25 protein-coding genes are annotated in these 23845 nt (G+C 45.2%); 21 read left to right on the top strand and 4 right to left on the bottom strand.

Translation table 11 applies throughout. The annotated features are described in order from the left end of the window. Positions 1 to 11 precede the first annotated feature (11 nt). The 21 genes from flhF to R7M92_RS18025 all read left to right on the top strand — a co-directional run bounded on the left by flhF (position 12) and on the right by R7M92_RS18025 (position 19043). A complete protein-coding gene (gene flhF / locus R7M92_RS17925) occupies positions 12 to 1529 on the top strand; it encodes a flagellar biosynthesis protein FlhF (RefSeq protein WP_025767171.1) in 1518 nt (505 codons plus the stop codon). Positions 1530 to 1543: 14 nt separating this feature from the next. Next, a complete protein-coding gene (locus R7M92_RS17930) occupies positions 1544 to 2431 on the top strand; it encodes a MinD/ParA family protein (RefSeq protein WP_005380498.1) in 888 nt (295 codons plus the stop codon). Beyond that, positions 2424 to 3158: an RNA polymerase sigma factor FliA gene (locus R7M92_RS17935; RefSeq protein ID WP_005380499.1), complete on the top strand. Its 735-nt coding sequence runs from the start codon at positions 2424 to 2426 to the stop codon at positions 3156 to 3158. Before R7M92_RS17930 ends, R7M92_RS17935 begins: the two co-directional genes overlap by 8 nt. 45 nt (positions 3159 to 3203) lie before the next feature. After that, positions 3204 to 3572 (top strand): chemotaxis response regulator CheY, encoded by a 369-nt coding sequence (gene cheY, locus R7M92_RS17940; RefSeq protein WP_017635949.1) that lies wholly within the window; start codon positions 3204 to 3206, stop codon positions 3570 to 3572. A 118-nt stretch (positions 3573 to 3690) separates the two neighbouring features. Beyond that, entirely contained in the window at positions 3691 to 4431 is a 741-nt protein-coding gene (locus R7M92_RS17945; RefSeq protein ID WP_005380502.1) for a protein phosphatase CheZ, read from the top strand. Positions 4432 to 4440: 9 nt separating this feature from the next. Next, positions 4441 to 6681, top strand: a complete 2241-nt coding sequence (locus R7M92_RS17950) for a chemotaxis protein CheA (RefSeq protein ID WP_318076478.1) — start codon at positions 4441 to 4443, stop codon at positions 6679 to 6681. Between the two features lie 29 nt (positions 6682 to 6710). Beyond that, on the top strand, positions 6711 to 7823 hold the full coding sequence (locus R7M92_RS17955; RefSeq protein ID WP_005384458.1) for a protein-glutamate methylesterase/protein-glutamine glutaminase: 1113 nt from the start codon (positions 6711 to 6713) through the stop codon (positions 7821 to 7823). 8 nt (positions 7824 to 7831) lie between these two features. Then, positions 7832 to 8611: a ParA family protein gene (locus R7M92_RS17960; protein WP_005380505.1), complete on the top strand. Its 780-nt coding sequence runs from the start codon at positions 7832 to 7834 to the stop codon at positions 8609 to 8611. Further along, complete coding sequence (locus tag R7M92_RS17965; RefSeq protein WP_318133924.1) at positions 8601 to 9659, top strand: chemotaxis protein CheW; 1059 nt, start codon at positions 8601 to 8603, stop codon at positions 9657 to 9659. The genes R7M92_RS17960 and R7M92_RS17965 overlap by 11 nt, the downstream gene beginning before the upstream one ends. Positions 9660 to 9694: 35 nt before the next feature. Next, positions 9695 to 10189, top strand: a complete 495-nt coding sequence (locus R7M92_RS17970; RefSeq protein WP_005380507.1) for a chemotaxis protein CheW — start codon at positions 9695 to 9697, stop codon at positions 10187 to 10189. Positions 10190 to 10202: 13 nt separating this feature from the next. Beyond that, on the top strand, positions 10203 to 10697 hold the full coding sequence (locus tag R7M92_RS17975) for a DUF2802 domain-containing protein (RefSeq protein WP_262659128.1): 495 nt from the start codon (positions 10203 to 10205) through the stop codon (positions 10695 to 10697). 290 nt (positions 10698 to 10987) lie between these two features. Further along, a complete protein-coding gene (gene ccmA / locus R7M92_RS17980) occupies positions 10988 to 11605 on the top strand; it encodes a cytochrome c biogenesis heme-transporting ATPase CcmA (RefSeq protein ID WP_005380511.1) in 618 nt (205 codons plus the stop codon). 1 nt (position 11606) lies between these two features. Continuing rightward, on the top strand, positions 11607 to 12275 hold the full coding sequence (ccmB, locus tag R7M92_RS17985) for a heme exporter protein CcmB (protein WP_005380512.1): 669 nt from the start codon (positions 11607 to 11609) through the stop codon (positions 12273 to 12275). Positions 12276 to 12384: 109 nt separating this feature from the next. Further along, positions 12385 to 13128: a heme ABC transporter permease gene (locus tag R7M92_RS17990; RefSeq protein ID WP_005380513.1), complete on the top strand. Its 744-nt coding sequence runs from the start codon at positions 12385 to 12387 to the stop codon at positions 13126 to 13128. An 11-nt stretch (positions 13129 to 13139) separates the two neighbouring features. Next, positions 13140 to 13346 (top strand): heme exporter protein CcmD, encoded by a 207-nt coding sequence (gene ccmD / locus R7M92_RS17995; RefSeq protein ID WP_005380515.1) that lies wholly within the window; start codon positions 13140 to 13142, stop codon positions 13344 to 13346. Next, the gene (gene ccmE, locus R7M92_RS18000) at positions 13343 to 13828 is read left to right on the top strand and encodes a cytochrome c maturation protein CcmE (protein ID WP_005380516.1); all 486 of its coding nucleotides are present in this window, start codon (positions 13343 to 13345) and stop codon (positions 13826 to 13828) included. Before ccmD ends, ccmE begins: the two co-directional genes overlap by 4 nt. After that, positions 13825 to 15801 carry a heme lyase CcmF/NrfE family subunit gene (locus R7M92_RS18005; RefSeq protein ID WP_064354224.1) on the top strand — a complete coding sequence of 659 codons (1977 nt, stop codon included), beginning with the start codon at positions 13825 to 13827 and terminating at the stop codon, positions 15799 to 15801. Before ccmE ends, R7M92_RS18005 begins: the two co-directional genes overlap by 4 nt. Before the next feature lies 1 nt (position 15802). Next, positions 15803 to 16357, top strand: a complete 555-nt coding sequence (locus R7M92_RS18010) for a DsbE family thiol:disulfide interchange protein (RefSeq protein WP_005380518.1) — start codon at positions 15803 to 15805, stop codon at positions 16355 to 16357. Then, on the top strand, positions 16354 to 16839 hold the full coding sequence (locus R7M92_RS18015) for a cytochrome c-type biogenesis protein (protein ID WP_005380519.1): 486 nt from the start codon (positions 16354 to 16356) through the stop codon (positions 16837 to 16839). The genes R7M92_RS18010 and R7M92_RS18015 overlap by 4 nt, the downstream gene beginning before the upstream one ends. Beyond that, entirely contained in the window at positions 16839 to 18053 is a 1215-nt protein-coding gene (gene ccmI, locus R7M92_RS18020; RefSeq protein ID WP_064354223.1) for a c-type cytochrome biogenesis protein CcmI, read from the top strand. The genes R7M92_RS18015 and ccmI overlap by 1 nt, the downstream gene beginning before the upstream one ends. A gap of 216 nt (positions 18054 to 18269) precedes the next feature. Continuing rightward, positions 18270 to 19043, top strand: a complete 774-nt coding sequence (locus tag R7M92_RS18025) for a VacJ family lipoprotein (RefSeq protein WP_005380523.1) — start codon at positions 18270 to 18272, stop codon at positions 19041 to 19043. A gap of 74 nt (positions 19044 to 19117) precedes the next feature. Here R7M92_RS18025 and R7M92_RS18030 read toward each other — a convergent pair whose 3' ends face one another. From R7M92_RS18030 to R7M92_RS18045, 4 genes are all read right to left on the bottom strand, one after another. Next, complete coding sequence (locus R7M92_RS18030; protein ID WP_047104363.1) at positions 19118 to 20434, bottom strand: outer membrane protein transport protein; 1317 nt, start codon at positions 20432 to 20434, stop codon at positions 19118 to 19120. A gap of 309 nt (positions 20435 to 20743) precedes the next feature. Beyond that, positions 20744 to 22003: an outer membrane protein transport protein gene (locus R7M92_RS18035; protein ID WP_064354222.1), complete on the bottom strand. Its 1260-nt coding sequence runs from the start codon at positions 22001 to 22003 to the stop codon at positions 20744 to 20746. Positions 22004 to 22300: 297 nt separating this feature from the next. Then, the gene (locus R7M92_RS18040; protein ID WP_017635939.1) at positions 22301 to 23032 is read right to left on the bottom strand and encodes a DUF3379 domain-containing protein; all 732 of its coding nucleotides are present in this window, start codon (positions 23030 to 23032) and stop codon (positions 22301 to 22303) included. Further along, complete coding sequence (locus R7M92_RS18045) at positions 23025 to 23600, bottom strand: sigma-70 family RNA polymerase sigma factor (protein ID WP_005380528.1); 576 nt, start codon at positions 23598 to 23600, stop codon at positions 23025 to 23027. Before R7M92_RS18045 ends, R7M92_RS18040 begins: the two co-directional genes overlap by 8 nt. Positions 23601 to 23845 lie beyond the last annotated feature (245 nt).

Raw genomic sequence — 23845 nt, forward strand, 5'->3', positions numbered from 1 at the left:
GGATTCATAGTTTGAAAATAAAGCGATTTTTTGCCAAAGACATGAGAACGGCGCTGCTCCAAGTGAAAGAGGAGTTAGGCGCGGAAGCGGTGATCATGTCAAACAAGAAAGTGGCTGGTGGAGTAGCGATTGTTGCGGCGATAGATAGTGAATCTAATCCGTCTCAAGCAAGCGCAGCGTCACAGCAAAATCGCGGTGCTTCTCAAACGAATCGCTATAACGAACATCGTCAAATGTCATCGTCTTCTGCTGATCGTTACCAAGATCGTCATTTAGATGAAGATAAAATTAGCCTGAACAGTAATAACAGTAACAATGAAAAAACAGGCTCAATGACGCAGCGATTCGCTAATATGCTTAAGCAATATAGCGGTGGTGCAGCAGATGCTGACGACCACGTAGCGGAAAATGAAGATTCGCTCTCTGCTTTGCTGCAACGCCAAAATAAGCATCGCGACGGCTACAACCAAGAAAAGCCAGCGCCATATCAACCAGATTCACCTTTGGCGAAGCTAATCGCACAGGACAATCGATTTGAACGTCCGACGCCCAAGCTGGACCCGACGCGCTATGACCGACGTCGCCCAAGTGATGAGCGTGACGAATCGGCCGATGAGCTAGAAAGCATGCGCGAAGAGATGACGTCAATTCGTCGTCTGTTGGAGCACCAAGTTTCTGGCCTGATGTGGCAAGAAGTAGAACGCCGTGAGCCGCTAAGAGCGATGCTGATTAAGCGCTTAGAGCGAATGGGCGTTTCTCCGGAGTTAGCAGACCAGATGGCCTGTTATATCCCGGAAGATACAAAGCCAGCGCGAGCGTGGAAAGCGTTATTGTCGCTGGTGGCGGATCAAATCAATATTCCTAAACAGGACATTTTAAAACGTGGTGGCGTAGTCGCATTGTTGGGTCCGACGGGGGTTGGGAAAACAACAACCGTAGCGAAACTCGCAGCACGCGCAGCCATGGAATACGGTGCCGACAATGTGGCCCTTGTGACAACAGATACATATCGCATAGGTGCACATGAGCAACTCTCAATTTACGGAAGAATTATGGGTTGTCCCGTAAGAGTTGCTAAAGATTCTAACGAGTTAGCCGATGTTATATATCAGCTAAGAAACAGAAGACTGATTTTGGTCGATACGGCAGGGATGGGGCAACGAGATGTGAGGCTTTCCGAGCAGCTCGACACTCTAATGCAAGAGAGCGGGGAAGTGATTCACAGCTACCTTGTTTTGCCGGCTACCGCACAACGTCGTGTTCTACAAGAAACGCTGGATCACTTCCGACGTATACCACTTTCGGGTTGTATTATGACGAAGCTTGATGAGTCATTAAGCCTAGGCGAATTCATCAGTGTAGTGATTCAAAACGCAATGCCAGTAGCTTACATCGCTAATGGTCAGCGCGTACCAGAAGACATTGTGATAGCGCAACCAAAATATATGCTTGCGAAAGCAAATGAACTGTTAGAGAAGTCGACAGAGAACGAACCTCACTTTTGGAACAGTGACAGTGAAGGACTCTAAGGCGGCGGACTACTATGACTGAGAATATGATACACGATCAAGCAAGCGGCCTCCGTCGCTTAACACAACCATCGTTGACCAAAGTGATTGCTGTTACTGGCGGCAAAGGTGGTGTGGGGAAATCAAACGTAACACTGGGTCTGGCGATTTGTATGGCTCGCCAAGGCAAGAAGGTGATGGTTCTCGACGCTGATTTAGGTCTGGCCAATGTGGACGTGATGCTCGGAATTCGTGCAAAACGTAATCTAGGACATGTCTTAGCGGGTGAATGTGAGCTAAAAGATGCGATTGTCGAAGGGCCTTATGGTATAAAGATAATTCCTGCAACTTCTGGCACACAGAGCATGACAGAGCTTTCTCACGCTCAGCATGCCGGACTCATCCGAGCATTTGGTAGTCTTGAAGACGAAATGGATGTCCTGCTGATTGATACCGCTGCTGGTATCTCTGACATGGTAATCAGTTTTTCGCGAGCAGCTCAAGATGTGGTTGTAGTTGTGTGTGATGAACCGACGTCAATCACAGATGCCTATGCATTAATCAAGCTGTTGAGTAAAGAACACCAAGTTCAACGCTTTAAAGTTGTAGCAAATATGGTCAGAAGCTACCGTGAAGGGCGAGAATTGTTTGCAAAGTTGACACTAGTCACAGAGCGATTCTTGAATGTTAGCCTTGAACTCGTAGCATGTATTCCATTAGATGATAAAGTACGACAGGCTGTAAAAAGACAAAAAATTGTCGTTGATGCGTTCCCACGCTCGCCTGCCGCTTTAGCTATCAGCTCACTAGCAAACAAAGCGTTGACGTGGCCACTACCGAAAACACCAAGTGGACACTTGGAATTTTTTGTGGAAAGGTTGCTAAATCGTACCGAATTCGCAGAGGACCCTTTTGGTGAATAAAGCGATAACCTATGACCAACATGGCAAATTTAATAGCCAGCAGGCGTTCATTGAACGTTATTCAGTGTTGGTTAAGCGCATTGCTCACCACCTACTAGGCCGTTTACCGCCGAGTGTTCAGGTAGAGGATTTAATTCAGGCCGGCATGATCGGTCTTATCGAAGCTCAGCAGAACTATGATGGTTCTAAAGGTGCGAGCTTTGAAACTTATGCAGGTATCCGTATTCGTGGCGCAATGTTAGATGACATGCGTAAAGGCGATTGGGTACCGCGTTCTGTTCATAAAAATAATCGAGAGATTAACCAAGCGATTGCGGAGCTGGAAGGCGAATTAAATCGAGATCCTACTGATTCTGAAGTAGCCACGCATCTCGGTATGACACTGGATCAATATCATAGTGCTCTTACCGATATCAACTGCTCAAAATTAGTCGGTATTGAAGATTTAGGCGTTTCTGATGATGTGATTTCACCGGCGGATGAAACCGATGACAGCAACCCATTCAAAGGGGTAGTTGATGAATCATTTCGAAAAGCACTGGTTGAATCAATAAAACAGCTTCCAGAGCGTGAAGCTTTGGTTCTTTCGCTTTATTATGATGAAGAACTCAATTTGAAAGAAATTGGCGATGTGTTAGGCGTAAGCGAATCTCGCGTAAGTCAAATACTGAGTCAAGCGATGCAACGTTTACGTACCAAGCTCAGTGCGTGGACACAAAATGACTAAAAACACTGATTTTACGATTCAGTGGAGGCAATTTTGAATAAAAACATGAAGATCCTTATTGTTGATGATTTCTCAACAATGCGCCGTATTGTTAAAAACCTGCTTCGTGACTTGGGTTTCAATAACACTCAAGAAGCGGACGATGGTTTAACCGCATTACCAATGCTGAAAAAAGGTGACTTCGATTTTGTTGTAACTGACTGGAACATGCCAGGTATGCAAGGCATCGATTTGCTTAAACACATCCGCGCGGATGCAGAACTTAAGCATCTGCCAGTTCTAATGATCACGGCTGAAGCGAAGCGTGAGCAGATCATTGAAGCTGCTCAAGCAGGTGTAAACGGCTACATTGTTAAGCCATTTACTGCTGCAACATTAAAAGAAAAATTAGATAAAATTTTCGAGCGTTTATAACTCTCTCTTTCTCTTTGTTATTCGAGTCATTCATACCAATTATTAAATACCTATTAAATGACTCGTTTAGCGTTTTCAAAGTGATAAGAAGAACTAAACGTAAAAGGGTCTATTCAGAATGATCTCACTAGAGCAGGCGAAGTCACTCGTTCAAATGCTAGAAAACGGGGAACAAGACCAAGCCAATATGCTTGTTGCCTCGATCTACGAAGGTGCCGATAACCCAATGCTGCAAGAAATTGGAGCGTTAACTCGAGACCTTCACGAATCACTCAAGCAGTTCAGTCTCGATCAGCGCATGACCGAAATTGCGAAAGACGAAATCCCTAACGCTAGGGATCGTCTCAATTATGTGATCGAGAAGACAGAGCTTGCAGCCAACAAAACAATGGATGCGGTCGACTGCTGCCTTCCTATCGCTGACAACCTGCATGATTGCCTTCTAAAAGTTCGTCCTCAATGGAATGAACTCATGCACGGGCGCATAGAATTAAGCGAATTTAAAGCACTGTGCCACCGAATCGACGGGCTATTAGTGCAAGTCGAAGGTGACAGCACTGAATTGCGCGGCCAGTTGACCGAAATTCTCATGGCGCAAGACTTCCAAGACCTAACTGGCCAAATCATTCGCCGCGTAATTACGTTGGTTAATGAAGTAGAAGGCCGCTTAGTGGAAATCCTAACCGTATTCTCTGGAAATAAACTCGAAGAACACATTCAAGTTTTGTCAGAACCGGCAGATAAAAAGAATACACAAACAAGCGAAGCCGAAGGCCCGATTCTTCATCCAGAACTGAGAGAAGATGCGGTTTCATCGCAGGACGAAGTCGATGACTTGTTGTCCAGTCTTGGATTTTAAAGGTAACGTATGAGCTACGATTTAGACGAAGATATTCTTCAGGACTTTCTCATTGAGGCTGGGGAAATTCTCGAGCTGCTTTCTGAGCAGTTGGTTGAATTGGAAAATAACCCAGAAGACAAAGACTTACTTAATGCTATTTTCCGCGGGTTTCATACCGTAAAAGGCGGTGCCGGCTTCCTTTCATTGGCAGAGCTAGTCGATACTTGTCATGGTGCGGAGAACGTGTTCGACGTTTTACGAAACGGTCAACGCACGGTAACGCAAAACTTAATGGATACGATGCTAAAAGCCTTGGATACGGTTAATACCCAGTTCCAGGCTGTTCAAGATCGTGAGCCGTTAGAAGCTGCGGACCCTGAGCTTCTTGAAGAACTTCATCGTCTATGCAAACCTGAGTCAGAAGATGAAGTAGCGGCAAGCGTAATTGAAGAACCAGTGGCTACTCCAGAACCTATTATTCCCGAGCCTATCATCGAAGAACCTGCTGCACCGTCAGCACCATCAAGTGTCGGCTCTGTTGATGAAATTACCCAAGACGAATTCGAAAAGCTACTGGATGAGCTTCATGGTAAAGGTTCAGCGCCAGGCGCCTCAATGTCTGCGACATCTACAACGCCATCTGAACCGCCTCAATCGAGTGCACCATCAGTTGAAAGTGGTGATATCACTGATGATGAGTTTGAGCGTTTACTCGATGAACTGCACGGTGTAGGAAAAAGCCCTTCTACGGCAGAGGCTGCTGCATCTGCATCCGTACCAGTAGAGCCACCTAAAGCGGCAGAACCTTCCGCTCCACTGGCATCTTCATCAAATCAAGACAGTGACTTAATGACGGACGAAGAGTTCGAAAAGTTACTCGATGAGCTACATGGTTCAGGTAAAGGTCCAACGCTAGAAGAATTGGATATGGCAACGAAGCCTGCTTCAGCAAACGTAGAGCAAAGCTCTGCGAAACCCGAGCCTGTTGCTAAGCCAGCACCCGTTCAAGCAGTGCCAGCACCAAAGCCAGAATCTAAACCAGTCGCGGTAAAAGAAGAAGTCAAAGCACCAGCGGTTAAAAAACCTCAGGCTGAAGCAACCGTTCGTGTTGATACCTCGACGCTTGATACCATCATGAACATGGTGGGTGAGCTCGTATTGGTTCGAAACCGCCTATTAAGCCTTGGTTTGAATAGCGACAACGAAGAGATGTCCAAAGCGGTCGCTAACCTTGATGTGGTAACTGCGGATCTACAAGGCGCGGTAATGAAAACGCGTATGCAGCCAATTAAGAAAGTGTTTGGCCGTTTCCCGCGCGTTGTCCGTGACTTGGCTCGTAACCTAAATAAAGACATCGTGCTAGAAATGCGCGGTGAAGAAACCGATCTCGATAAAAACCTTGTAGAAGCATTGGCCGATCCGTTGATTCACTTGGTGCGTAATTCGGTTGATCACGGTATTGAAATGCCAGACGCACGCGCGAAGGCAGGCAAATCACGCACAGGTAAAGTGATTTTGTCAGCATCGCAAGAAGGGGACCATATTGAACTATCCATCGTAGATGATGGTGGCGGTATGGACCCGAACAAACTGCGTGGCATCGCGGTGAAGCGTGGCATGATGGATGAAGATGCGGCGGCACGTTTAACAGATAAAGAGTGCTTCAACCTCATCTTCGCACCTGGCTTCTCAAGTAAAGATAAAATTTCTGACATCTCTGGTCGTGGTGTGGGTATGGACGTGGTTAAGACGGCGATCAATACCTTAAACGGTTCAATCGATATCGATTCTGAGCTAGGCAAGGGCACTAAGATTACGATCAAAGTACCACTAACGTTAGCGATTTTACCGACTCTGATGGTTGGTGTTGGCGGTCATCCTTTTGCTCTACCACTGGCTTCGGTGAGTGAAATTTTCCACTTGGATCTTAGTCGTACAAACGTGGTAGATGGTCAGCTGACGATTATTGTGCGTGAGAAATCTATCCCACTATTTTACTTACAAAACTGGTTGGCATCTAAATCGCAAAACGTCCAAGAGCGTACTGGTCACGGTCACGTGGTGATTGTACAGATTGGTAACCAGCGCGTTGGTTTTGTTGTGGATACGCTTATTGGTCAAGAAGAAGTGGTTATTAAGCCACTCGATAATCTATTACAGGGCACTCCAGGTATGGCTGGTGCGACAATTACTAGCGATGGCCATATTGCATTAATTCTAGATGTGCCTGATTTACTTAAGCGATATGCTGCGGCTTCACGCCTTTAAGCAAAGCTGACGTTATTAAAAGGAATAAGATGGCGATTAAAGTACTAGTCGTTGATGATTCGAGTTTTTTCCGACGTCGCGTGAGCGAAATCATCAACTCAGAATCGCGCCTAGAAGTGATTGACGTTGCGGTAAATGGTAGAGAGGCGGTTGAGAAAGCTAAATCTCTCAAACCTGACGTCATTACGATGGATATTGAAATGCCAGTGATGGATGGCATTACAGCTGTACGTGAAATTATGGCCGCTGCTCCAACGCCAATTCTAATGTTTTCGTCCCTGACCCACGACGGGGCGAAAGCTACGCTTGATGCGCTAGATGCGGGCGCATTGGACTTCTTACCGAAAAAGTTTGAGGACATTGCGCGTAACCGTGAAGAAGCGGTGTCATTACTTCAACAGCGTGTGATTCAGATTGCCTCGAAGCGCGCTTTCATGCGTCGACCTATCGCTCGCCCAACAGCGAGTACCAGCACGACTACTCGACCATTAGGTTCAAGAACGGCTTCACCTGTGACTCCAACACCAACTCGACCTGCTGCGACAAAGTACCGTGCTTCTGGTAAGAAGTATCAACTGACGGCAATTGGCACATCAACAGGTGGCCCCGTTGCTCTACAAAAAATTCTGACGCGTTTGCCGATGAACTATCCGCATCCGATTGTATTGATTCAACACATGCCAGCAACGTTTACTGCTGCGTTTGCCAGTCGTTTGAACACCTTGTGTAAGATTCAAGTGAAAGAAGCACAAGATGGCGATGTGTTACAGCCCGGTGTGGCATACCTTGCACCAGGTGGGAAACAAATGATGGTGGATGGACGAGCGGGCGCTGCTCGTCTTCGCATTATTGATGGCGGCGATCGCATGAACTACAAACCATGTGTGGATGTGACTTTTGGTTCTGCCGCAAAAGTATATGGCGACAAAGTGCTCTCTTTAGTGTTGACAGGCATGGGTGCAGACGGTCGTGAGGGCGCTCGCATGTTGAAGTCTTCAGGCTCAACAATTTGGGCACAAGATGAAGAAAGTTGTGTTGTTTATGGCATGCCCCAAGCGGTTGCTAAAGCAGGCATTTCTTCAGAAGATTTACCGCTTGACCGCATTGCTGAACGCATGTTGGTGGAAGTTGGCCTAGCTTAGGATTCATCATGATTGTTTGGAGTGTAGCTAACCAGAAAGGAGGCGTGGGTAAAACCACCTCAACAGTGACATTGGCGGGCTTATTGAGCCAGAAAGGCCATCGAGTATTGATGGTTGATACTGACCCTCACGCCTCACTGACTACTTATCTCGGTTATGATCCTGATGCAGTAACTTCGAGCCTATTTGATTTATTCCAGTTGAAGACGTTTTCTCGTGAGACGGTTAAGCCGTTGATTTTAGAAACAGAGCTGGAAGGAATGGATATCATTCCCGCGCATATGTCCCTTGCCACGCTTGATCGCGTAATGGGTAATCGCAGTGGTATGGGATTAATCTTAAAACGGGCGCTGCAAACTGTCTCACAAGACTATGACTATGTGTTGATTGACTGTCCGCCAATCCTTGGCGTGATGATGGTGAACGCGTTGGCAGCCAGTGACCGAATTTTGATTCCTGTTCAAACAGAGTTTTTGGCGATGAAAGGTCTAGAGCGCATGATGCGTACGCTAACCATTATGCAAAAATCTCGCCCGGGCGGTTTCAAAGTGACTATCGTCCCAACCATGTACGATAAGCGCACGAAAGCGTCATTGCAGACATTGATGCAACTGAAAAAAGATTACCCAAATCAAGTGTGGACCTCAGCGGTGCCTATAGATACCAAGTTCCGCGATGCCAGTTTAAAGCACTTGCCAGCTTCGCACTTTGCATCTGGTAGCCGTGGTGTGTTTGCCTATAAACAGCTACTGATTTACCTGGAGAGGTTGGCGTTCGATGAGCAGTAATGATGTGCTGTCCAGTGAACAAGCACTTGATGACTACTTTAATGCATTACTGGATGATGAAACTGAAATAACGACTCTTGAGGAAGACCTTGACCTGTTGGCTCAAGAGGTATCATCTGCAGAGCCAGAGCCAGAGCCAGAGCCAGAGCCAGAGCCAGAGCCAGAGCCAGAGCCAGAGCCAGAATTGCAGCTACAATACTCGGAGCCAGAAACGTACCAGTTTCAAGAAACATATCCGCCAGAGTTGGAAGCTCCAAACCTGGAAGATGTTCAAAGGCTATTAAGTCAGCTTGAAGCAAGCAACCCAGTGGCTGAGTTGGATATTGATAGTATTCTTGAACAAAATACGATTGATATTGCAGCAGAGATAAAAGCGGCTGAGCCTGAGGTACAAACCTTTAGTGAGGTGCCTGAGCTTCAGGGTGTTGAGGAAATACAGGACTGGGTGACTGATGAGCCAGTTTTTGAGGAAGCGCAACCAGAGGTGGATGAACCTCACGCAGTGATCGAACAAAGTATCAATATAGAATCGAACGTCGATACTGAACTCGAAACACAAGCAGATTCCGATATACCAACGGTCTGGGAAAGCACGAAGCGAAGTGAGGACTTCCAAGTTCTTTACTTTGATGTGAATGGTGTCACGTTTGCTGTACCTCTTGATGAGTTAGGTGGTATTCATCGCATTAGCGAGCTTAACCATTTGATAGGAAAACCCGCCTGGTATTTGGGGCTACAAACAAATCGCGAGCAGCAGTTTGATGTCGTCGATACCGCGAAATGGGTGATGGCAGATAAGCTTCGTGATGATAGCTATAAAGATAACTACCAATATGTCGTCATGCTTGGTGAGAGCATGTGGGGGTTGGCCAGTAACCAATTAATGGGGACTGAAACGCTTAATATCGACAAGGTTCGCTGGCGTGAGCAGGCGGGTAAACGCCCTTGGCTAGCGGGCATGGTAAAAGAAAAAATGTGTGCCTTAATTCATGTCCAGGCGCTCATTGACATGCTAAACGCCGGTTTAGATGTCAAATCACTGAATTAGATTTAAGTCGGGAACGACATTAACGAGGATTAACTATGTCTCAAGCTTTTGAAGTAGAAGTGAAGAAAGATGCATCGAATGACGAAGTTCTTCAGTGGGTGACGTTCCAGCTAGAAGAAGAAACGTACGGCATCAACGTAATGCAAGTTCGTGAAGTACTTCGTTATACTGAAATTGCCCCTGTTCCAGGTGCACCAGATTATGTACTTGGTATCATCAACCTACGCGGTAATGTAGTTACTGTTATCGATACACGTTCACGTTTTGGCCTGATGGAAGGCGAAGTCACTGACAACACTCGTATTATTGTGATCGAGTCTGAGCGTCAAGTGATTGGTATCTTAGTAGATAGCGTGGCAGAAGTTGTTTATCTGCGTTCTTCTGAAATTGATACGACGCCTTCAGTTGGTACCGACGAGAGTGCGAAGTTCATCCAGGGTGTGAGCAACCGTGACGGCAAGCTTCTTATCCTTGTGGATTTGAACAAGCTGCTAACAGATGATGAGTGGGACGAGATGGCTCACCTTTAATGGCTGAATGATGATGGCTGAAGAGACTCTTTTATCTGCTCCATTCCTTGCGGGTGGCGTCGCTTTTATCGTGTTAGTATTGGTTGTTTTGCAACTGCAGATTCGCTCGGGGTTACAAAAGCAGTTAGACCAACAACGAGCTCAATCTCGACACGCAGATAAAGAAGTGCAAAAGTTGAGTAAGCAGTTACTCGAAGTGCGCTCGGTTGTCGTTGGTCTTGGGCAAAAAGTGACGGAGCAACAGGACATTATTCAGCACTTAAACGAGAGAATTCGCGAACTCGAACACGCTGATACTGATGGTCGCTTGTACAGTCGCGCTTCTAAAATGGTACAGCTTGGCGCTGATATCAACGAGTTGATTGAAGAGTGCGAACTACCAAAAGCCGAAGCTGAGTTGATGCTTTCACTGCAGAAGAAACTGGCGGGGAAAGAGAAGATTCCACCATTAAGTGGTCAGCCATCAGATGACGCAGAATATCCAGCGCGTGGACGTCGTCGACGCTAAAGGTTATCAAGCGATAAAAAAGAGGCGTTATTACGCCTCTTTTTTTGTTTTTAGCCGCTAATGCTCTTCTTAAATACAACCCTAGATAACCTTCAGTCGATCTTGCTCTTAGTTCTGGCCTCTCAAATTCAAAATGAGCGCTTATAACTACTTATAGTTAATTTTATTAAAGTGTGATGATTAATTAACAAAAATACATGAACTTACATGTAACCTAGCCCTCTTATCCTGTTTTGTCATAACTAAGCTGTGCTAATATAGCGGCTCGTTCATTTTTTAGTTGAAGCTCTATGTTAGAAGTGTCTAACCTGACAGCAATCCGTGATGAAAGGGTTCTGTTTGAAAACCTGCAGTTTGAAATTAAGCCTGGTGAATTGGTCCAGATCGAAGGGCGTAATGGTACTGGTAAAACTACATTGCTACGGATTGTGACAGGGTTAGGTGATAGAGAAGAAGGTGTCATTAAATGGAAAGGCGAAGAGGTTGAAAAATCTCGTGATGTTTTCCATCAAGATCTGCTTTTCTTAGGACATCAAACAGGAGTGAAACGAGAGCTTACCGCATTAGAAAACTTACGTTTTTATCAATCTATTCAAAATAATCGCTCTTCAGACGAAGAAATCTTTATCGCTTTGACTCAAGTAGGATTAGCTGGTCGAGAAGATGTGCCTGTAGCACAACTTTCCGCAGGTCAGCAACGACGAGTCGCATTGGCAAGGTTATGGCTCAGTAAGCAAATTTTATGGATTTTAGATGAGCCGTTGACTGCCATTGATAAGCAAGGCGTCAAGGTGCTTGAATCTTTGTTCGCAAGTCATGCTGATAATGGCGGTATTGTTGTGTTGACGACGCATCAAGATATGTTTGCGGACAGCCCGAAACTTAGAAAAATAAAGCTGGGTGACTGATATGATTTCCTCGATGACCACCATCATTCGTCGTGAGCTCCTAATCGCATTTCGCCGTCAGGCAGACATTCTGAACCCGTTGTGGTTCTTTATTATTGTCATTACTCTCTTTCCTCTGAGTATTGGACCAGAACCTAATTTGTTAGCACGTATTGCAGCGGGCATCGTTTGGGTTGCCGCATTGCTGTCCGCCTTATTATCATTAGAGCGTCTATTTCGTGATGATTTTCAAGACGGTGCACTAGAACAAATGATGCTAATGCCGATTCCATTGCAACTTGTAGTGGTTTCAAAGGTCATAGCACATTGGTTGTTAACAGGGTTACCTCTGATTTTAATTAGCCCATTATTGGCGGTTTTACTTTCGCTCGACTTCAATACTTGGCTATCGGTTGTATTAACCTTGATGATCGGTACACCAACACTAAGTTTTATTGGCGCCATTGGTGTGGCGTTGACTGTTGGGTTGCAAAAGGGTGGCGTTCTTTTGAGTTTGCTTATTCTTCCGCTCTACATCCCAATTTTGATTTTCGCAACATCGGCAATTGATGCTGCCGCACTCGGTATGGCGTATAACGGTCAACTAGCGATTTTAGGTGCGATGCTAATGGGGGCGATGACATTAACGCCTTTTGCCATCAGTGCCGCATTACGAGTTAGTGTTAACTAACTCAATAAAGTGCCAATGAAGCGGCGCTTGATCAAAGAATTATTATTAAAGCACTGCTACGGTCTCAACCCTTTAGACAGTGTCCCTGAAGTAAGAGTGAGAACAAAACATGTGGAAATGGCTACATCCTTATGCCAAGCCAGAAGCAGCTTATCGTTTGAGTGGTAAGTTTCTGCCTTGGTTTTCTGTATTGGCCCTCGTATGCTTATCGGTTGGTACGGTTTGGGGGCTTGCATTTGCGCCTTCAGATTACCAACAAGGTGACAGTTTCCGAATCATCTACATTCATGTCCCATCAGCTATTTGGTCTATGGGCGTTTATATGTCGATGGCGATCGCTGCATTTATTGGCCTAGTATGGCAAGTTCGCCTATCTGATATGGCGGCACTTGCGATGGCTCCGATTGGTGCAGTATTTACTTTTATTGCTCTACTTACAGGTGCTGTTTGGGGCAAGCCTATGTGGGGCACTTGGTGGGTATGGGATGCCCGTCTTACATCTGAATTGATTCTGCTATTTCTCTACCTTGGTGTGATTGCGCTCTACCATGCGTTTGACGATCAAAAAACCGCTGCAAAAGCCGCTGGTATCTTAGCGATCGTAGGCGTAGTAAACCTACCTATAATTCACTTTTCCGTGGAATGGTGGAACACGCTTCATCAAGGTGCGACGATCACGAAATTTGAGCAACCTTCTATTTCATCCGACATGCTTTGGCCGTTATTGCTGAACATCTTTGGCTTTGCGTTCTTCTTTGGTGCCGTGACGATGGTCCGTTTTCGTAACGAAATCATCAGTAAAGAAAGTCACCGCCCCTGGGTGCGCAAACTCGCAACAGAACAAACTCAGTGAGGTAACTGATTATGCATTTTGAATCTCTGAGCGACTTTTTTGCCATGGGTGGCTACGCATCATACGTATGGAGTGCGTTTGGTATTACTTTCTTATCCATGCTGATTCTTCTGATCACTAGCCTTCGCCGCGGTGATGCATTATTGAAAGAAGTGAAAGCAAAAATTGACCGTCAAGCTCGTATCGACGCAGCGAAGAACATGGAGAACACCTTATGAACCCGAGACGTAAAAAGAGGCTAGGTATTGTACTAGCGATCTTTATCGGTATTAGTGCCACCATTGGTTTGATACTTTATGCGCTTAACCAAAATATGGACCTTTTCTACACTCCAACGGAATTGGTTAATGGTAAGCCAGATGGCACCAAGCCAGAAGTAGGCCAGCGTCTGCGTATCGGTGGAATGGTGGTTGTGGGCTCAGTTCGTCGAGATCCTAATTCTTTGAAAGTGAGTTTTGACCTGCACGATGTCGGTCCGAAAGTGACGATTACCTATGACGGTATTCTTCCTGACTTGTTCCGTGAAGGGCAGGGTATTGTTGCTCAAGGTGTACTGAAAGATGCCACGACAGTTGAGGCATTTGAGGTCCTAGCGAAGCACGATGAAGAATACATGCCACCAGAAATTGCAGAAGCGATGAAGAAAACGCATGAACCGCTTCAATACAGCACCGAACAGAAACAAGGAAGCGGCCAATGATTGCTGAAATCGGTCACTTTGCTCTCATTCTTTCGCTTGCAATGGCTGTGCTGTTGAGCGTATTGCCATTGTGGGGAGCATCGAATAATAACACCATGCTCATGAACACAGCGCGACCGCTATCTTGGTCTATGTTCCTGATGCTGTTGTTCTCTTTCGCCATTTTATGCTGGGGATTTTATACCAACGACTTCACGTTACAGTATGTAGCGAGCAACTCGAATAGTCAGCTTCCTTGGTACTACCGTTTAACCGCAGTATGGGGTGCACACGAAGGTTCACTGTTGCTATGGGTGTTAATCCAAGCAGCTTGGACTGTCGCTGTAGCGACGTTTAGTCGTGGTATGCCGCAAGAGTCGGTTGCACGTGTACTTGCTGTTATGGGCATGATCTCAGTGGGTTTCCTACTGTTTATCATCCTAACGTCAAATCCATTCCTACGTACGTTACCGTTCTTCCCGGTTGACGGACGTGACTTGAACCCTCTGCTTCAAGACCCTGGTTTAATTGTTCACCCGCCAATGCTTTACATGGGCTATGTTGGTTTCTCGGTTGCGTTCTCTTTTGCGATCGCATCCCTAATGACCGGACGCCTTGACACGGCTTGGGCTCGTTGGTCTCGTCCTTGGACAACCGCAGCATGGGTATTTTTAACACTTGGTATCGCACTAGGTTCTTGGTGGGCTTACTACGAACTTGGCTGGGGTGGCTGGTGGTTCTGGGACCCAGTAGAAAACGCATCATTCATGCCTTGGTTAGCGGGTACCGCATTAATGCACTCTCTTGCCGTGACAGAAAAACGCGGCACATTTAAAGCGTGGACGGTACTATTGGCAATCTCTGCATTTTCGTTGAGTTTGTTGGGCACCTTCTTAGTCCGTTCCGGTATTTTAGTATCGGTGCACGCGTTCGCGTCTGACCCGTCGCGCGGTATGTTTATTCTAGGCTTCCTCGTTTTCGTTATCGGCGGCTCTTTATTGCTGTTTGCCGTAAAAGGGGCAGCAGTGCGTGTACGAGGTAACTTCGACTTAGTCTCACGTGAAAATGCGCTCTTAGCCAACAATGTATTACTTATCGCCGCTCTTGTTGTGGTGTTAGTGGGGACACTGTTGCCGCTCGTACACAAGCAGCTTGGTTTGGGGTCGGTCTCTATAGGTGCGCCATTCTTTGACATGCTATTTGCGTGGTTAATGATGCCATTTGCTTTTCTGCTTGGTATTGGTCCTCTTATTCGTTGGAAGCGAGACAATTTATCTAAACTTGTGAAACCAATGCTCGTTTCAGGTGTGCTTGCTTTCGCCTTGGCCGCGCTATGCGTGTACCTGTTTGCCGATTTCTTCTCAACCATGGCTTACATTGGTTGGGTGATGGCGATTTGGATTATTGCGATGCATGGCTTTGAACTGTACGAGCGCGCAACGCACCGTCATAGCTTTAGTGAAGGTGTTCGCAAGCTGCAACGTAGCCACTGGGCAATGATGTTGGGTCATGTTGGTCTGGCGGTATCTGTTATCGGTATTGCGATGGTACAGAACTACAGCATCGAGCGTGATGTACGTTTAGCACCTGGCGAACACTTCCAAATTCAAGGCTATGATTTCTACTTCTCAGGCTTGCGTGATAAAGATGGTCCAAACTACGATGGCTACATCGCAGACTTTGAGATCACACACAATGGCAAATACGTGAATACGCTTCACGCAGAGAAGCGCTTCTACCGTACGGCTAAGTCTATGATGACTGAAGCAGCCATTGACCGTGGTATTAGCCGCGACTTATACATTGCAATGGGTGAACGTTTAGACGACAACCGATCTTGGGCTGTTCGTATTTACTATAAACCGTTCGTTCGTTGGATTTGGGCTGGCTCTTTGATTATGGCATTAGGCGGCGCACTAGCGATTTCTGATAAACGCTACCGCTTCCGTAAATCGCCGAAGAAAAATGCGAAGTCAAAAGAGCAGGAGGCATAACATGAATAAGAAAATCTTATTTATTCCGCTTGTCGCTTTCATGATTCTAGCGGGCATTTTCGCAACCCAATTAATGCGTAACCAAGAGGGCGATGATCCAACTAAATTGGAGTCGGTTTTGGTTGGCAAGCCAGTTCCTGAGTTTCATTTAGAAGACCTGGCTGAGCCTGGAAAACAGTACGACCAATCAATTTTTAAAGGTGAACCGTTGCTCTTGAACGTTTGGGCAACGTGGTGCCCAACGTGTTATGCAGAGCATAAATACCTAAACGAATTGGCGGGTAAGGGCGTTAAGATCATCGGTATGAATTACAAAGATGATCGTAATAAAGCAATAGGTTGGCTGAATGATCTCGGCAACCCGTACTTGATCAGCCTATTTGATGGCAGTGGTATGCTTGGCCTTGACCTTGGCGTTTATGGTGCTCCAGAAACATTCATTATTGATGCAAATGGTGTGATTCGCTATCGCCATGTAGGGGATGTAAACCCACGTAATTGGTCAGAAACACTGGAGCCGCTTTACAACAAATTGGTTGAGGAGGCGAAGCAATGAGAAAGCTAATTCTTGCCGTTTTTGCTGCGATGACATTATCTCTTGCTGCTCATGCGGCCATTGAAGTGTACGAGTTTGATAATTTGGAACAAGAACAGCAGTTCAAAGAGTTAAGCCATACGCTCCGTTGCCCTAAATGTCAGAACAACACGATCTCGGATTCTAACGCTGAACTTGCTCAGGACTTACGCCATAAGGTGTACGAAATGACCAAAGAAGGTAAGTCCAAAGATGAGATTGTTGATTACATGATCGCCCGTTACGGTAACTTCGTGACTTACAACCCACCATTTACGGTCGCGACTGCGATTTTGTGGCTAGGGCCACTCGCTGTAGTACTGGGTGGTTTTGGTTTGATTGTGCTGCGTAGCCGTAAATCTAAAGTTAAGGCAAAAGCGAGCAGTGACGAGCAATGGGATGAGCAAAAAGAAGCTCGTTTAAAAGCATTGCTTGAAGAAGAGAACAACGGAGATAAGAAGTAATGACACTATTTTGGATTTCCACCGTTGTTCTCACGCTTATTGCTTGTGCGCTGGTGGCTTTGCCGCTGCTTAAACAAAAAGCGAACAATGATGATGTGTTACGCGATGAGCTTAACAAGGCATTTTATAAAGACCGACTATCTGAGCTTGCAGAAGAAACTGACGAAGGTCTAGTTGAAAGTGAAGACGAACTGATTTCTGATCTAAAGCAATCACTGCTTGACGATATCCCTGGTGATAAAGCGCAAAAAGAAACTAAGGTTTCTCCAATCGCGGTTTTAGTTCCATCGGTAATTCTGACGGTGGTGCTGAGCTATGGTTTGTATTATAAATTTGGCGCGTCAGACGATATTGTTCAATGGCAAGAAGTGTCTGCAAATCTACCTGAGTTATCGAAAAAGCTGATGTCGGCTTCTTCTGAGCCGCTGAGTGACGATGAAATGGCGGATTTGACCCTTGCCCTTCGAACTCGCTTACATTACCAGCCGGAAGACTCGACAGGTTGGTTACTGCTAGGTCGTATTGCGTTAGCAAATCGTGATGTCACCACAGCTATCGATGCGATGGAAAAATCGTACCGCCTAGAGCCAAAAGATCCTGATGTGATGTTGGGTTATGCACAAGCTCTGATGCTGTCTCAAGAGGAAATGGATCAAGCGACGGCTCGCTCATTACTCGGCAAGCTGATGCAGCAAGACTATGTCGATCTGCGTGTGTTTTCTTTGTTAGCGTTCGATGCGTTTGAGCGTCAAGACTTCCCGGCAGCCATCAAGTACTGGGGAATCATGCAGCAAATGATTGGTCCAGAAGATAGTCGCTACGAGATGTTGTCACGCAGTATTGAGAGTGCTCGTAAGCAAATGGGCGAAGCGGTTTTACCGGATAAGAGTGTAGCTGTGACAATTAATGTGGCACCAAATGCTCAGTTGGATCCAAACGCAGTTCTGATTGTGTCAGTACATCGTTCAGATGGCTCTCCAATGCCTGTGGCTGCTGCTCGTTATCCGCTAGGTACTTTCCCTCGCACAGTCGTATTAGATGATGGCAATGCCATGATGCAAGGGCAAAAGTTATCTTCACTCGATAAGCTAATCGTCCGTGTGCGTGTAGATTCTGACGGTAACGTAGCAACGCGTGATCAAGATTGGCACGGAGAAAGTGACGTCGTTGAATTTGGCGCACCAGTAGAAGTGACCATTGATCAGCAGTATTAATTGTTAACATCTGTCTCTGAAACATGACAACGAGGTAGAGTCAGTTGCCTTTAGTGGTATGACTCTAAACGATCGAGTAGAATACCGAAGGCCAGCGATTGCTGGCCTTTATTTATTCCCATATCTGAGTCATCTTTACTATGTATCCTGCTCAACATACGTACAATGGTTAATCGGGGTGACTTAGGTACATTAATAGTCGTTATGGAAAATAAAATGTATAACAAGGGTAAATCTACCTTCTTGTTGCTGTTAGCCGTTGGACTGGTTGGCTGTTCAAGTGCGCCTGATGAAGCAGTAACAGGACAAGAAACAAATCAAACGACTTCTGATGTGTATGACCCGTTGGAAGGCTTTAACCGAACCATGTGGGAACTCAACTACGAATATTTAGATCCGTATTTGGTTCGTCCTGTATCACTTGCGTATGTAGAATACACGCCAGTTCCTATTCGTTCTGGTATCGCTAACTTCTTATCGAACTTAGATGAGCCAGCAAGCATGGTTAATAACTTAATCATGGGTAATGGTACGAAAGCCGTGGACCACTTTAACCGTTTTTGGATTAACTCGACGTTCGGTATTTTCGGTTTATTCGATATTGCAAGTGCCGCGGGTATTACGAAGTACGACGAGAAAGCGTTCAGTGATGCAGTAGGCCACTATGGTGTTGGAAATGGTCCTTACTTCATGGTTCCAGGTTATGGTCCGTATACCTTACGTGAAGTGACAGATACCGTAGATAGTACGTATTTACCCCTCTCTTATCTCAACTTCTGGGCGAGTTTGGGAAAGTGGGCGTTTGAAGGAATGGAGAAGCGTGCTTTATTAGTACCGCAAGAAGCGCAGCTAGACTCGTCGCCGGATCCATATATTCTAACTCGCGATGTTTATATCCAGCGTCAAAACTTTAAAGCAGAAGTTGAAACGGTAGAAGAAGTTAACATCGAAGAAGAAGAGTATTTAGATGAATATCTAGAAGACTTTTAAGCGTTGTTCTTCACAATAGAGAAATGAAAAAAGGCTTAGCTGATGCTAAGCCTTTTTTGTATTTTGCAGCTTGGTTAGAAACGGTAGTTTGCTTGAACACCGATTAGCCAAACATTACCCGTAGTTTCGCCTACAAATTGGCCACCGACTTGTTCTGCAGTGTCGTCTGACTTGTAACCACGAGACTCAACGATTGGTGCGTCTTTCGCAAAAATATAGGTGAAGCCAGCGTCTAGGCTGAAGTCTTTCGTCCAATCGTACGTTGCGCCAATACTTAGCCAAGTGCGGTCAGTTTCTGGAATAGTGATCGTACGGTTTTTGTCGCTTACCGCTGAAGTATCGTATGCAATACCAGTGCGTAGCGCTAGCTTAGGATCAAGCTGGTAAGTGGCACCAACAGCAAAGCGATAGTTGTCTTCCCAGTTTTCTACTTTAACCATATGCGTGCCAGCAGTATCTAGACGTGCTTCCAATTTCTCGAAAGAGCTCCAATCCGTCCAGTTAACGCTTGCGTGTAATGCAAGTTGGTCTGTTACTTGGTGGAAGCTTGCCAACTCAGCTGTTGCAGGCAGGTTTAGATACATGTAGCCGTTGTCGCGTTCAGAAGTACCGAAGCCAAAACCAAGACCTTCAGCATGGCCTTCAAGCTTCAGTTCAACTTCAGATTTGTACGCGAATCCGATACGGTTATTTTCATTGATCTGCCATGCTGTACCAACTTGCCAGCCCCAAGCGGTATCGTCACCTTCCATGTATTTTAGAGCGGTACCTTGAGGAACACTGATTGGTTGATTAGTTTCAGGGTTTAACCCTACAACGTTATTCTTAGGAGCTGCTGCGCCAAAGCTGCCTTCGCCGATGATGTAACGGATACCACCACCAACGCTGATCGATTCATTGACTTTGTAAGCTGCGTTTAAGTTCGCTTCCATTGTCGTTACGCTTGCTTCATTACCGAAGTGCGAGGCACCAAAGCCTTTACCTAAATCGGTTTCCATGCCGTAGTTGGTGCCAAATGCCAAACCAATCGCGAATTTCTCATTATATTGGTGTGATAGGTAGAAGTTTGGAATGATTGCATCATGTGCGAAGTCATCTGAAGATGCAGAAGAAGTGCTACCGTGGAAGTTTACATCACCTTCAATATCAATATTTGGGTTCACATAGATTGCACCAACGGACACTTGAGTGCCTTCCAAATAAGTTAGCATTGCTGGGTTACGCCATTGTGCACTTGCGTTGTCAGCCATTGCAGCTTCACCAGCATATGCTCGACCTAGGCCTGTCGCAGAATATTCAGCAAGTTGGAAACCTGCTGCGTTAGCCATGCCCGTTGTGCCAAGTAGGCTTAATGCCACTGCTGTTGATAGAAGAGTCTTGTTGGTTTTCATTCGAATGTTCGCTGATTTGTTTATAACGTGGGACGAAAGTTTAAAGGTAGAGTTTTTACTTTAGAAATGAAAATCCAGCGCAAGTGGTCATTTGGAATATTATCCTTTCAAATGTTATTTGTGCGGTTTAATAATCTAACTGTGAAAGGCTTGTAAACGGAATTCAGCGAACAGCTGTGCGTCCTAATTGTGAGATTTAGATACACGTGTTCACTCAAATTGAGTGGGCAATAAATCGCAGATATGAAAAAAGGCTGGAAATCCAGCCTTTTATATAAAGTATTTTTCTACTAACTAACAGCGAAGTGTTTAGAAGCTACGGCTGTATTGTAAGCCGAATAGAATTGCATCAGCATGAGTTGTTGCTGTTACACCGGTAGAAAGACCAGGAGCTAATTGAGTATTCTCATTAACTTTTACATCTTCACCTAACAAGTACGTGAAGCCAAAATCGATGTTTGAGCTATTATCAATATGGTAAGAGAAACCTGTGGAGAACCACTGGCGATCTGAGTCTGGTACCGAGATAGACGTTACTTTATCTTGAGCGCTTGTGTCGTACATGTAACCAGCACGAAGTGTCCAGTTGTTGTTTAGGTAGTAAGTACCACCAATTGCGTAGTGCCAGCCATCTTGCCATTGATAGTCTTTCGAGTAACCACCTTTAAGTAAACCCTGATTTAGGTTCTCAAAATCAATTTGGTCGAAATCTTTCCAACCGATGTATTGGATGCTGTAGTGTACAGCAAACTTAGTGTCTTGGATTTTGTGGAAACCAGAAAATTCGGCCATATCTGGTAGAGGTAGCGTGATTTCCTGACCTTTGTCGTCTTTCGCCGTAAATTCAGGGCTGTAACGATACGCTAGACCAAAACGGTTGTTTTCATCTAGTTCGTACACAGTACCAACGTTAAAACCAACAGCCCAACCATCAGCTTTATCTACGTCCAGAATTTTTTGACCGCCAACCCCTGGGACTGAAGAGCTAGTTGTACGCTTCATTGTGCCTTGGCCGTAGATTAAATCTAAACCAGCACCAAAGCTCCATTGTTCGTTTAAACGGTAAGAACCCGCCAATCCAAAGTTGAAGCTTTTTACATCCGTAAGACCACCGTACTCGGTTGCGGTGTAGTTATCTGAAAATTCAGTTTTAGTGCCGAAATTAGAGTATGCGTTTACGCCCCATGCAAACTTGTCATTTACTGGAACGATTAGGTGAATGTTTGGAGCTATTGACGTATCACCCACATCATCAGTGTCAGCAACATTTACAGTACTGGAGCCCAAAGGAGTATTAACGTTATATTTCGCATCTTTCACTTCAATCATTGAAGTAATGCTTTCGAAACCTAGCGACAGTTCCATTTTATCAAACAGAGCCATTGCTGCTGGGTTACGAGCCATTACTGCTGCATTATCTGCGATTACTGCATCACCAGCAAATGCACGGCCGATGCCAGTTGCTGATTGAGCGTTGATTTGGAAACCCGCTGCCATCGATTGACCTGAGGCAAAAGCTACCGTTACTGCTAGGAGAGTCTTTTTAAACAGACGCGTGTTCTGAGTCATTTGTTTTTCCTTATTAGATTCGTCTCTTTGGACGATAAATTGAGCTTTTGCTCAGTGGCGCAGATAGTAGTATCAATAGTTGCTTGGACAAATCCGACCATTGGATAAAATTGAATAAAAATTGCAGAAATGATGTCTAAAAGACGGGAAATTGCATTTAAAATGCATAATTTAGAGTTTAAGCTCTAAATGCGATAGGGGTGGTGAATGTTTTGTGTTCTATTTATACAAAAATGCCGCTAAATAAGATCATTTAGCGGCATTTAACCTTTTGAAGGCTGGAAATCGTCGAAGTTGTTACATTGGCTTAATCATTGATGCAAGAGTCGTAGCGATCGCATCAATATTTTCACCTTCTTCCCCGACTAAAATCAGGCTTGAACTCCCGACGGGCTGAACGATTCCGGTCATGCCATCCTTACTAAAGTCGGTACTTTGTTCGCTTGGAATACCAGTAATAAATAACGTTACTTTACCTTTTGGACCTTGGAACACCATATGCACCGCATTGGATTCGCCAAAACCGCAGTGGTTTAGGTAGTAAACGTGATATGGAAAGTTTTCACTAAACTGGTAATGAAATGGCGACATTTTCGCATTAATTTGCGAGCTCGGTACATCCTCATCAAGATGACGAACAAACGGTTCTTCATGAATAACGTGTTTCATCGCGGTATCCGCTAAACTGGCTTGTGCTGGAGACACCAAAACATTTCCCCAGTTTACTTGGCCAACTAATAATCCTGCGGTGAACGCAATAGAAGCGGCAAGTGCCATTGCTTTGCGGACAAAGTTTGGTCTGACGACCTTCTCTTCATCAAGTGCACTCGACGTCTGGCTAAATAAAATCTTATCTGCGAGATCTTCGGGTACATCCACATTCATGGCTTGTTTAATTTTTACATCGAGATCCAAAACGTCATCAACAAACTTATTGTTGGCGTCGCTACCAGCTAAAGCTTGCAGAATCTCTTCATCCTTTTGTTTTGGATCCGACAAAATACGACGACGAAATTCTAAATCATCCATTCTTTTGTCCTCTCTTGGTATCTTGAGAATCCAACATCTCTTTAAGTTGATTACGAGCGCGAAATAGTCGAGTCATCACTGTGTTTTTATTTAAATCAAGAATGTCGCCAATTTCTTCTCCACTGAAACCACCGACAACTTGGAGAAATAAAGGCTCACGATATTCAACATCGAGCTTCATGATCTGTGCCTGCAGCCATTCTTGCTGATGATGTGAGTCATCGCTGACTTTAGCATCATTGCCGTAATCATCGATATCAACTAAATCAAATTGTTTACGTTCGAAGCGGCGCGCATTTTCTCGTCTCAATATTGTGATGAGCCAAGACTTGGCAGCTTTTTCGTCTTGGAGGCTATCGAGTGACTTCCAAGCTCTAAGACAGGTTTCCTGAACTAGATCTTCCGCGACCGCTTTATCTTTGCACAACCAATATGCGTAGCGGTACAAGTCACGATGATACCCTCGGACGAGCGCTTCGTATTTTCTTTGCTTGTCCATATCAGAGTTGACCGGACTGTTGGAATTTTTCTTTCCAAACATTTTTAATATGGCCACAGGAGCCTCCATCCTCGCTCTGTGAGTTTCTTATTTGTTCTGAGCATGACTTTACTTGCTTCATCGCTTAGCGGTTTTGGTTGCAGGATTTGTCATGCAACCCCTTTGACACAATAAGCCATGTGGTTACCTAAAAGTGTATACGCAAATGTCAGATATCATCGAACACGAATTGATATATATTGTTAACAATATCATCATTAGTAATCAATGGCTTGGATAAGTTCACTCGATGGAGCATTAAAAGGGACTTCTGA

Source organism: Vibrio sp. Vb2880 (assembly GCF_033337975.1).
GTDB classification, from domain to species: Bacteria; Pseudomonadota; Gammaproteobacteria; order Enterobacterales; family Vibrionaceae; genus Vibrio; species Vibrio alginolyticus.

Bases quoted from the DNA above. Each gene is read 5' to 3' on its own strand.
- R7M92_RS18015 (WP_005380519.1), top strand. From the start codon at position 16,354: ATGAGAAAGCTAATTCTTGCCGTTTTTGCTGCGATGACATTATCTCTT.
- ccmD (WP_005380515.1), top strand. From the start codon at position 13,140: ATGCATTTTGAATCTCTGAGCGACTTTTTTGCCATGGGTGGCTACGCA.
- R7M92_RS18040 (WP_017635939.1), bottom strand. From the start codon at position 23,032: ATGGATGATTTAGAATTTCGTCGTCGTATTTTGTCGGATCCAAAACAA.
- cheY (WP_017635949.1), top strand. From the start codon at position 3,204: ATGAAGATCCTTATTGTTGATGATTTCTCAACAATGCGCCGTATTGTT.
- R7M92_RS17970 (WP_005380507.1), top strand. From the start codon at position 9,695: ATGTCTCAAGCTTTTGAAGTAGAAGTGAAGAAAGATGCATCGAATGAC.
- R7M92_RS17990 (WP_005380513.1), top strand. From the start codon at position 12,385: ATGTGGAAATGGCTACATCCTTATGCCAAGCCAGAAGCAGCTTATCGT.
- R7M92_RS17950 (WP_318076478.1), top strand. From the start codon at position 4,441: ATGAGCTACGATTTAGACGAAGATATTCTTCAGGACTTTCTCATTGAG.
- ccmI (WP_064354223.1), top strand. From the start codon at position 16,839: ATGACACTATTTTGGATTTCCACCGTTGTTCTCACGCTTATTGCTTGT.
- R7M92_RS18045 (WP_005380528.1), bottom strand. From the start codon at position 23,600: ATGGAGGCTCCTGTGGCCATATTAAAAATGTTTGGAAAGAAAAATTCC.
- R7M92_RS17960 (WP_005380505.1), top strand. From the start codon at position 7,832: ATGATTGTTTGGAGTGTAGCTAACCAGAAAGGAGGCGTGGGTAAAACC.
- ccmB (WP_005380512.1), top strand. From the start codon at position 11,607: ATGATTTCCTCGATGACCACCATCATTCGTCGTGAGCTCCTAATCGCA.
- R7M92_RS18005 (WP_064354224.1), top strand. From the start codon at position 13,825: ATGATTGCTGAAATCGGTCACTTTGCTCTCATTCTTTCGCTTGCAATG.
- R7M92_RS18035 (WP_064354222.1), bottom strand. From the start codon at position 22,003: ATGACTCAGAACACGCGTCTGTTTAAAAAGACTCTCCTAGCAGTAACG.
- R7M92_RS17965 (WP_318133924.1), top strand. From the start codon at position 8,601: ATGAGCAGTAATGATGTGCTGTCCAGTGAACAAGCACTTGATGACTAC.
- ccmE (WP_005380516.1), top strand. From the start codon at position 13,343: ATGAACCCGAGACGTAAAAAGAGGCTAGGTATTGTACTAGCGATCTTT.
- R7M92_RS17930 (WP_005380498.1), top strand. From the start codon at position 1,544: ATGACTGAGAATATGATACACGATCAAGCAAGCGGCCTCCGTCGCTTA.
- ccmA (WP_005380511.1), top strand. From the start codon at position 10,988: ATGTTAGAAGTGTCTAACCTGACAGCAATCCGTGATGAAAGGGTTCTG.
- R7M92_RS17955 (WP_005384458.1), top strand. From the start codon at position 6,711: ATGGCGATTAAAGTACTAGTCGTTGATGATTCGAGTTTTTTCCGACGT.
- R7M92_RS18025 (WP_005380523.1), top strand. From the start codon at position 18,270: ATGTATAACAAGGGTAAATCTACCTTCTTGTTGCTGTTAGCCGTTGGA.
- R7M92_RS17975 (WP_262659128.1), top strand. From the start codon at position 10,203: ATGGCTGAAGAGACTCTTTTATCTGCTCCATTCCTTGCGGGTGGCGTC.
- R7M92_RS18030 (WP_047104363.1), bottom strand. From the start codon at position 20,434: ATGAAAACCAACAAGACTCTTCTATCAACAGCAGTGGCATTAAGCCTA.
- R7M92_RS17945 (WP_005380502.1), top strand. From the start codon at position 3,691: ATGATCTCACTAGAGCAGGCGAAGTCACTCGTTCAAATGCTAGAAAAC.
- R7M92_RS18010 (WP_005380518.1), top strand. From the start codon at position 15,803: ATGAATAAGAAAATCTTATTTATTCCGCTTGTCGCTTTCATGATTCTA.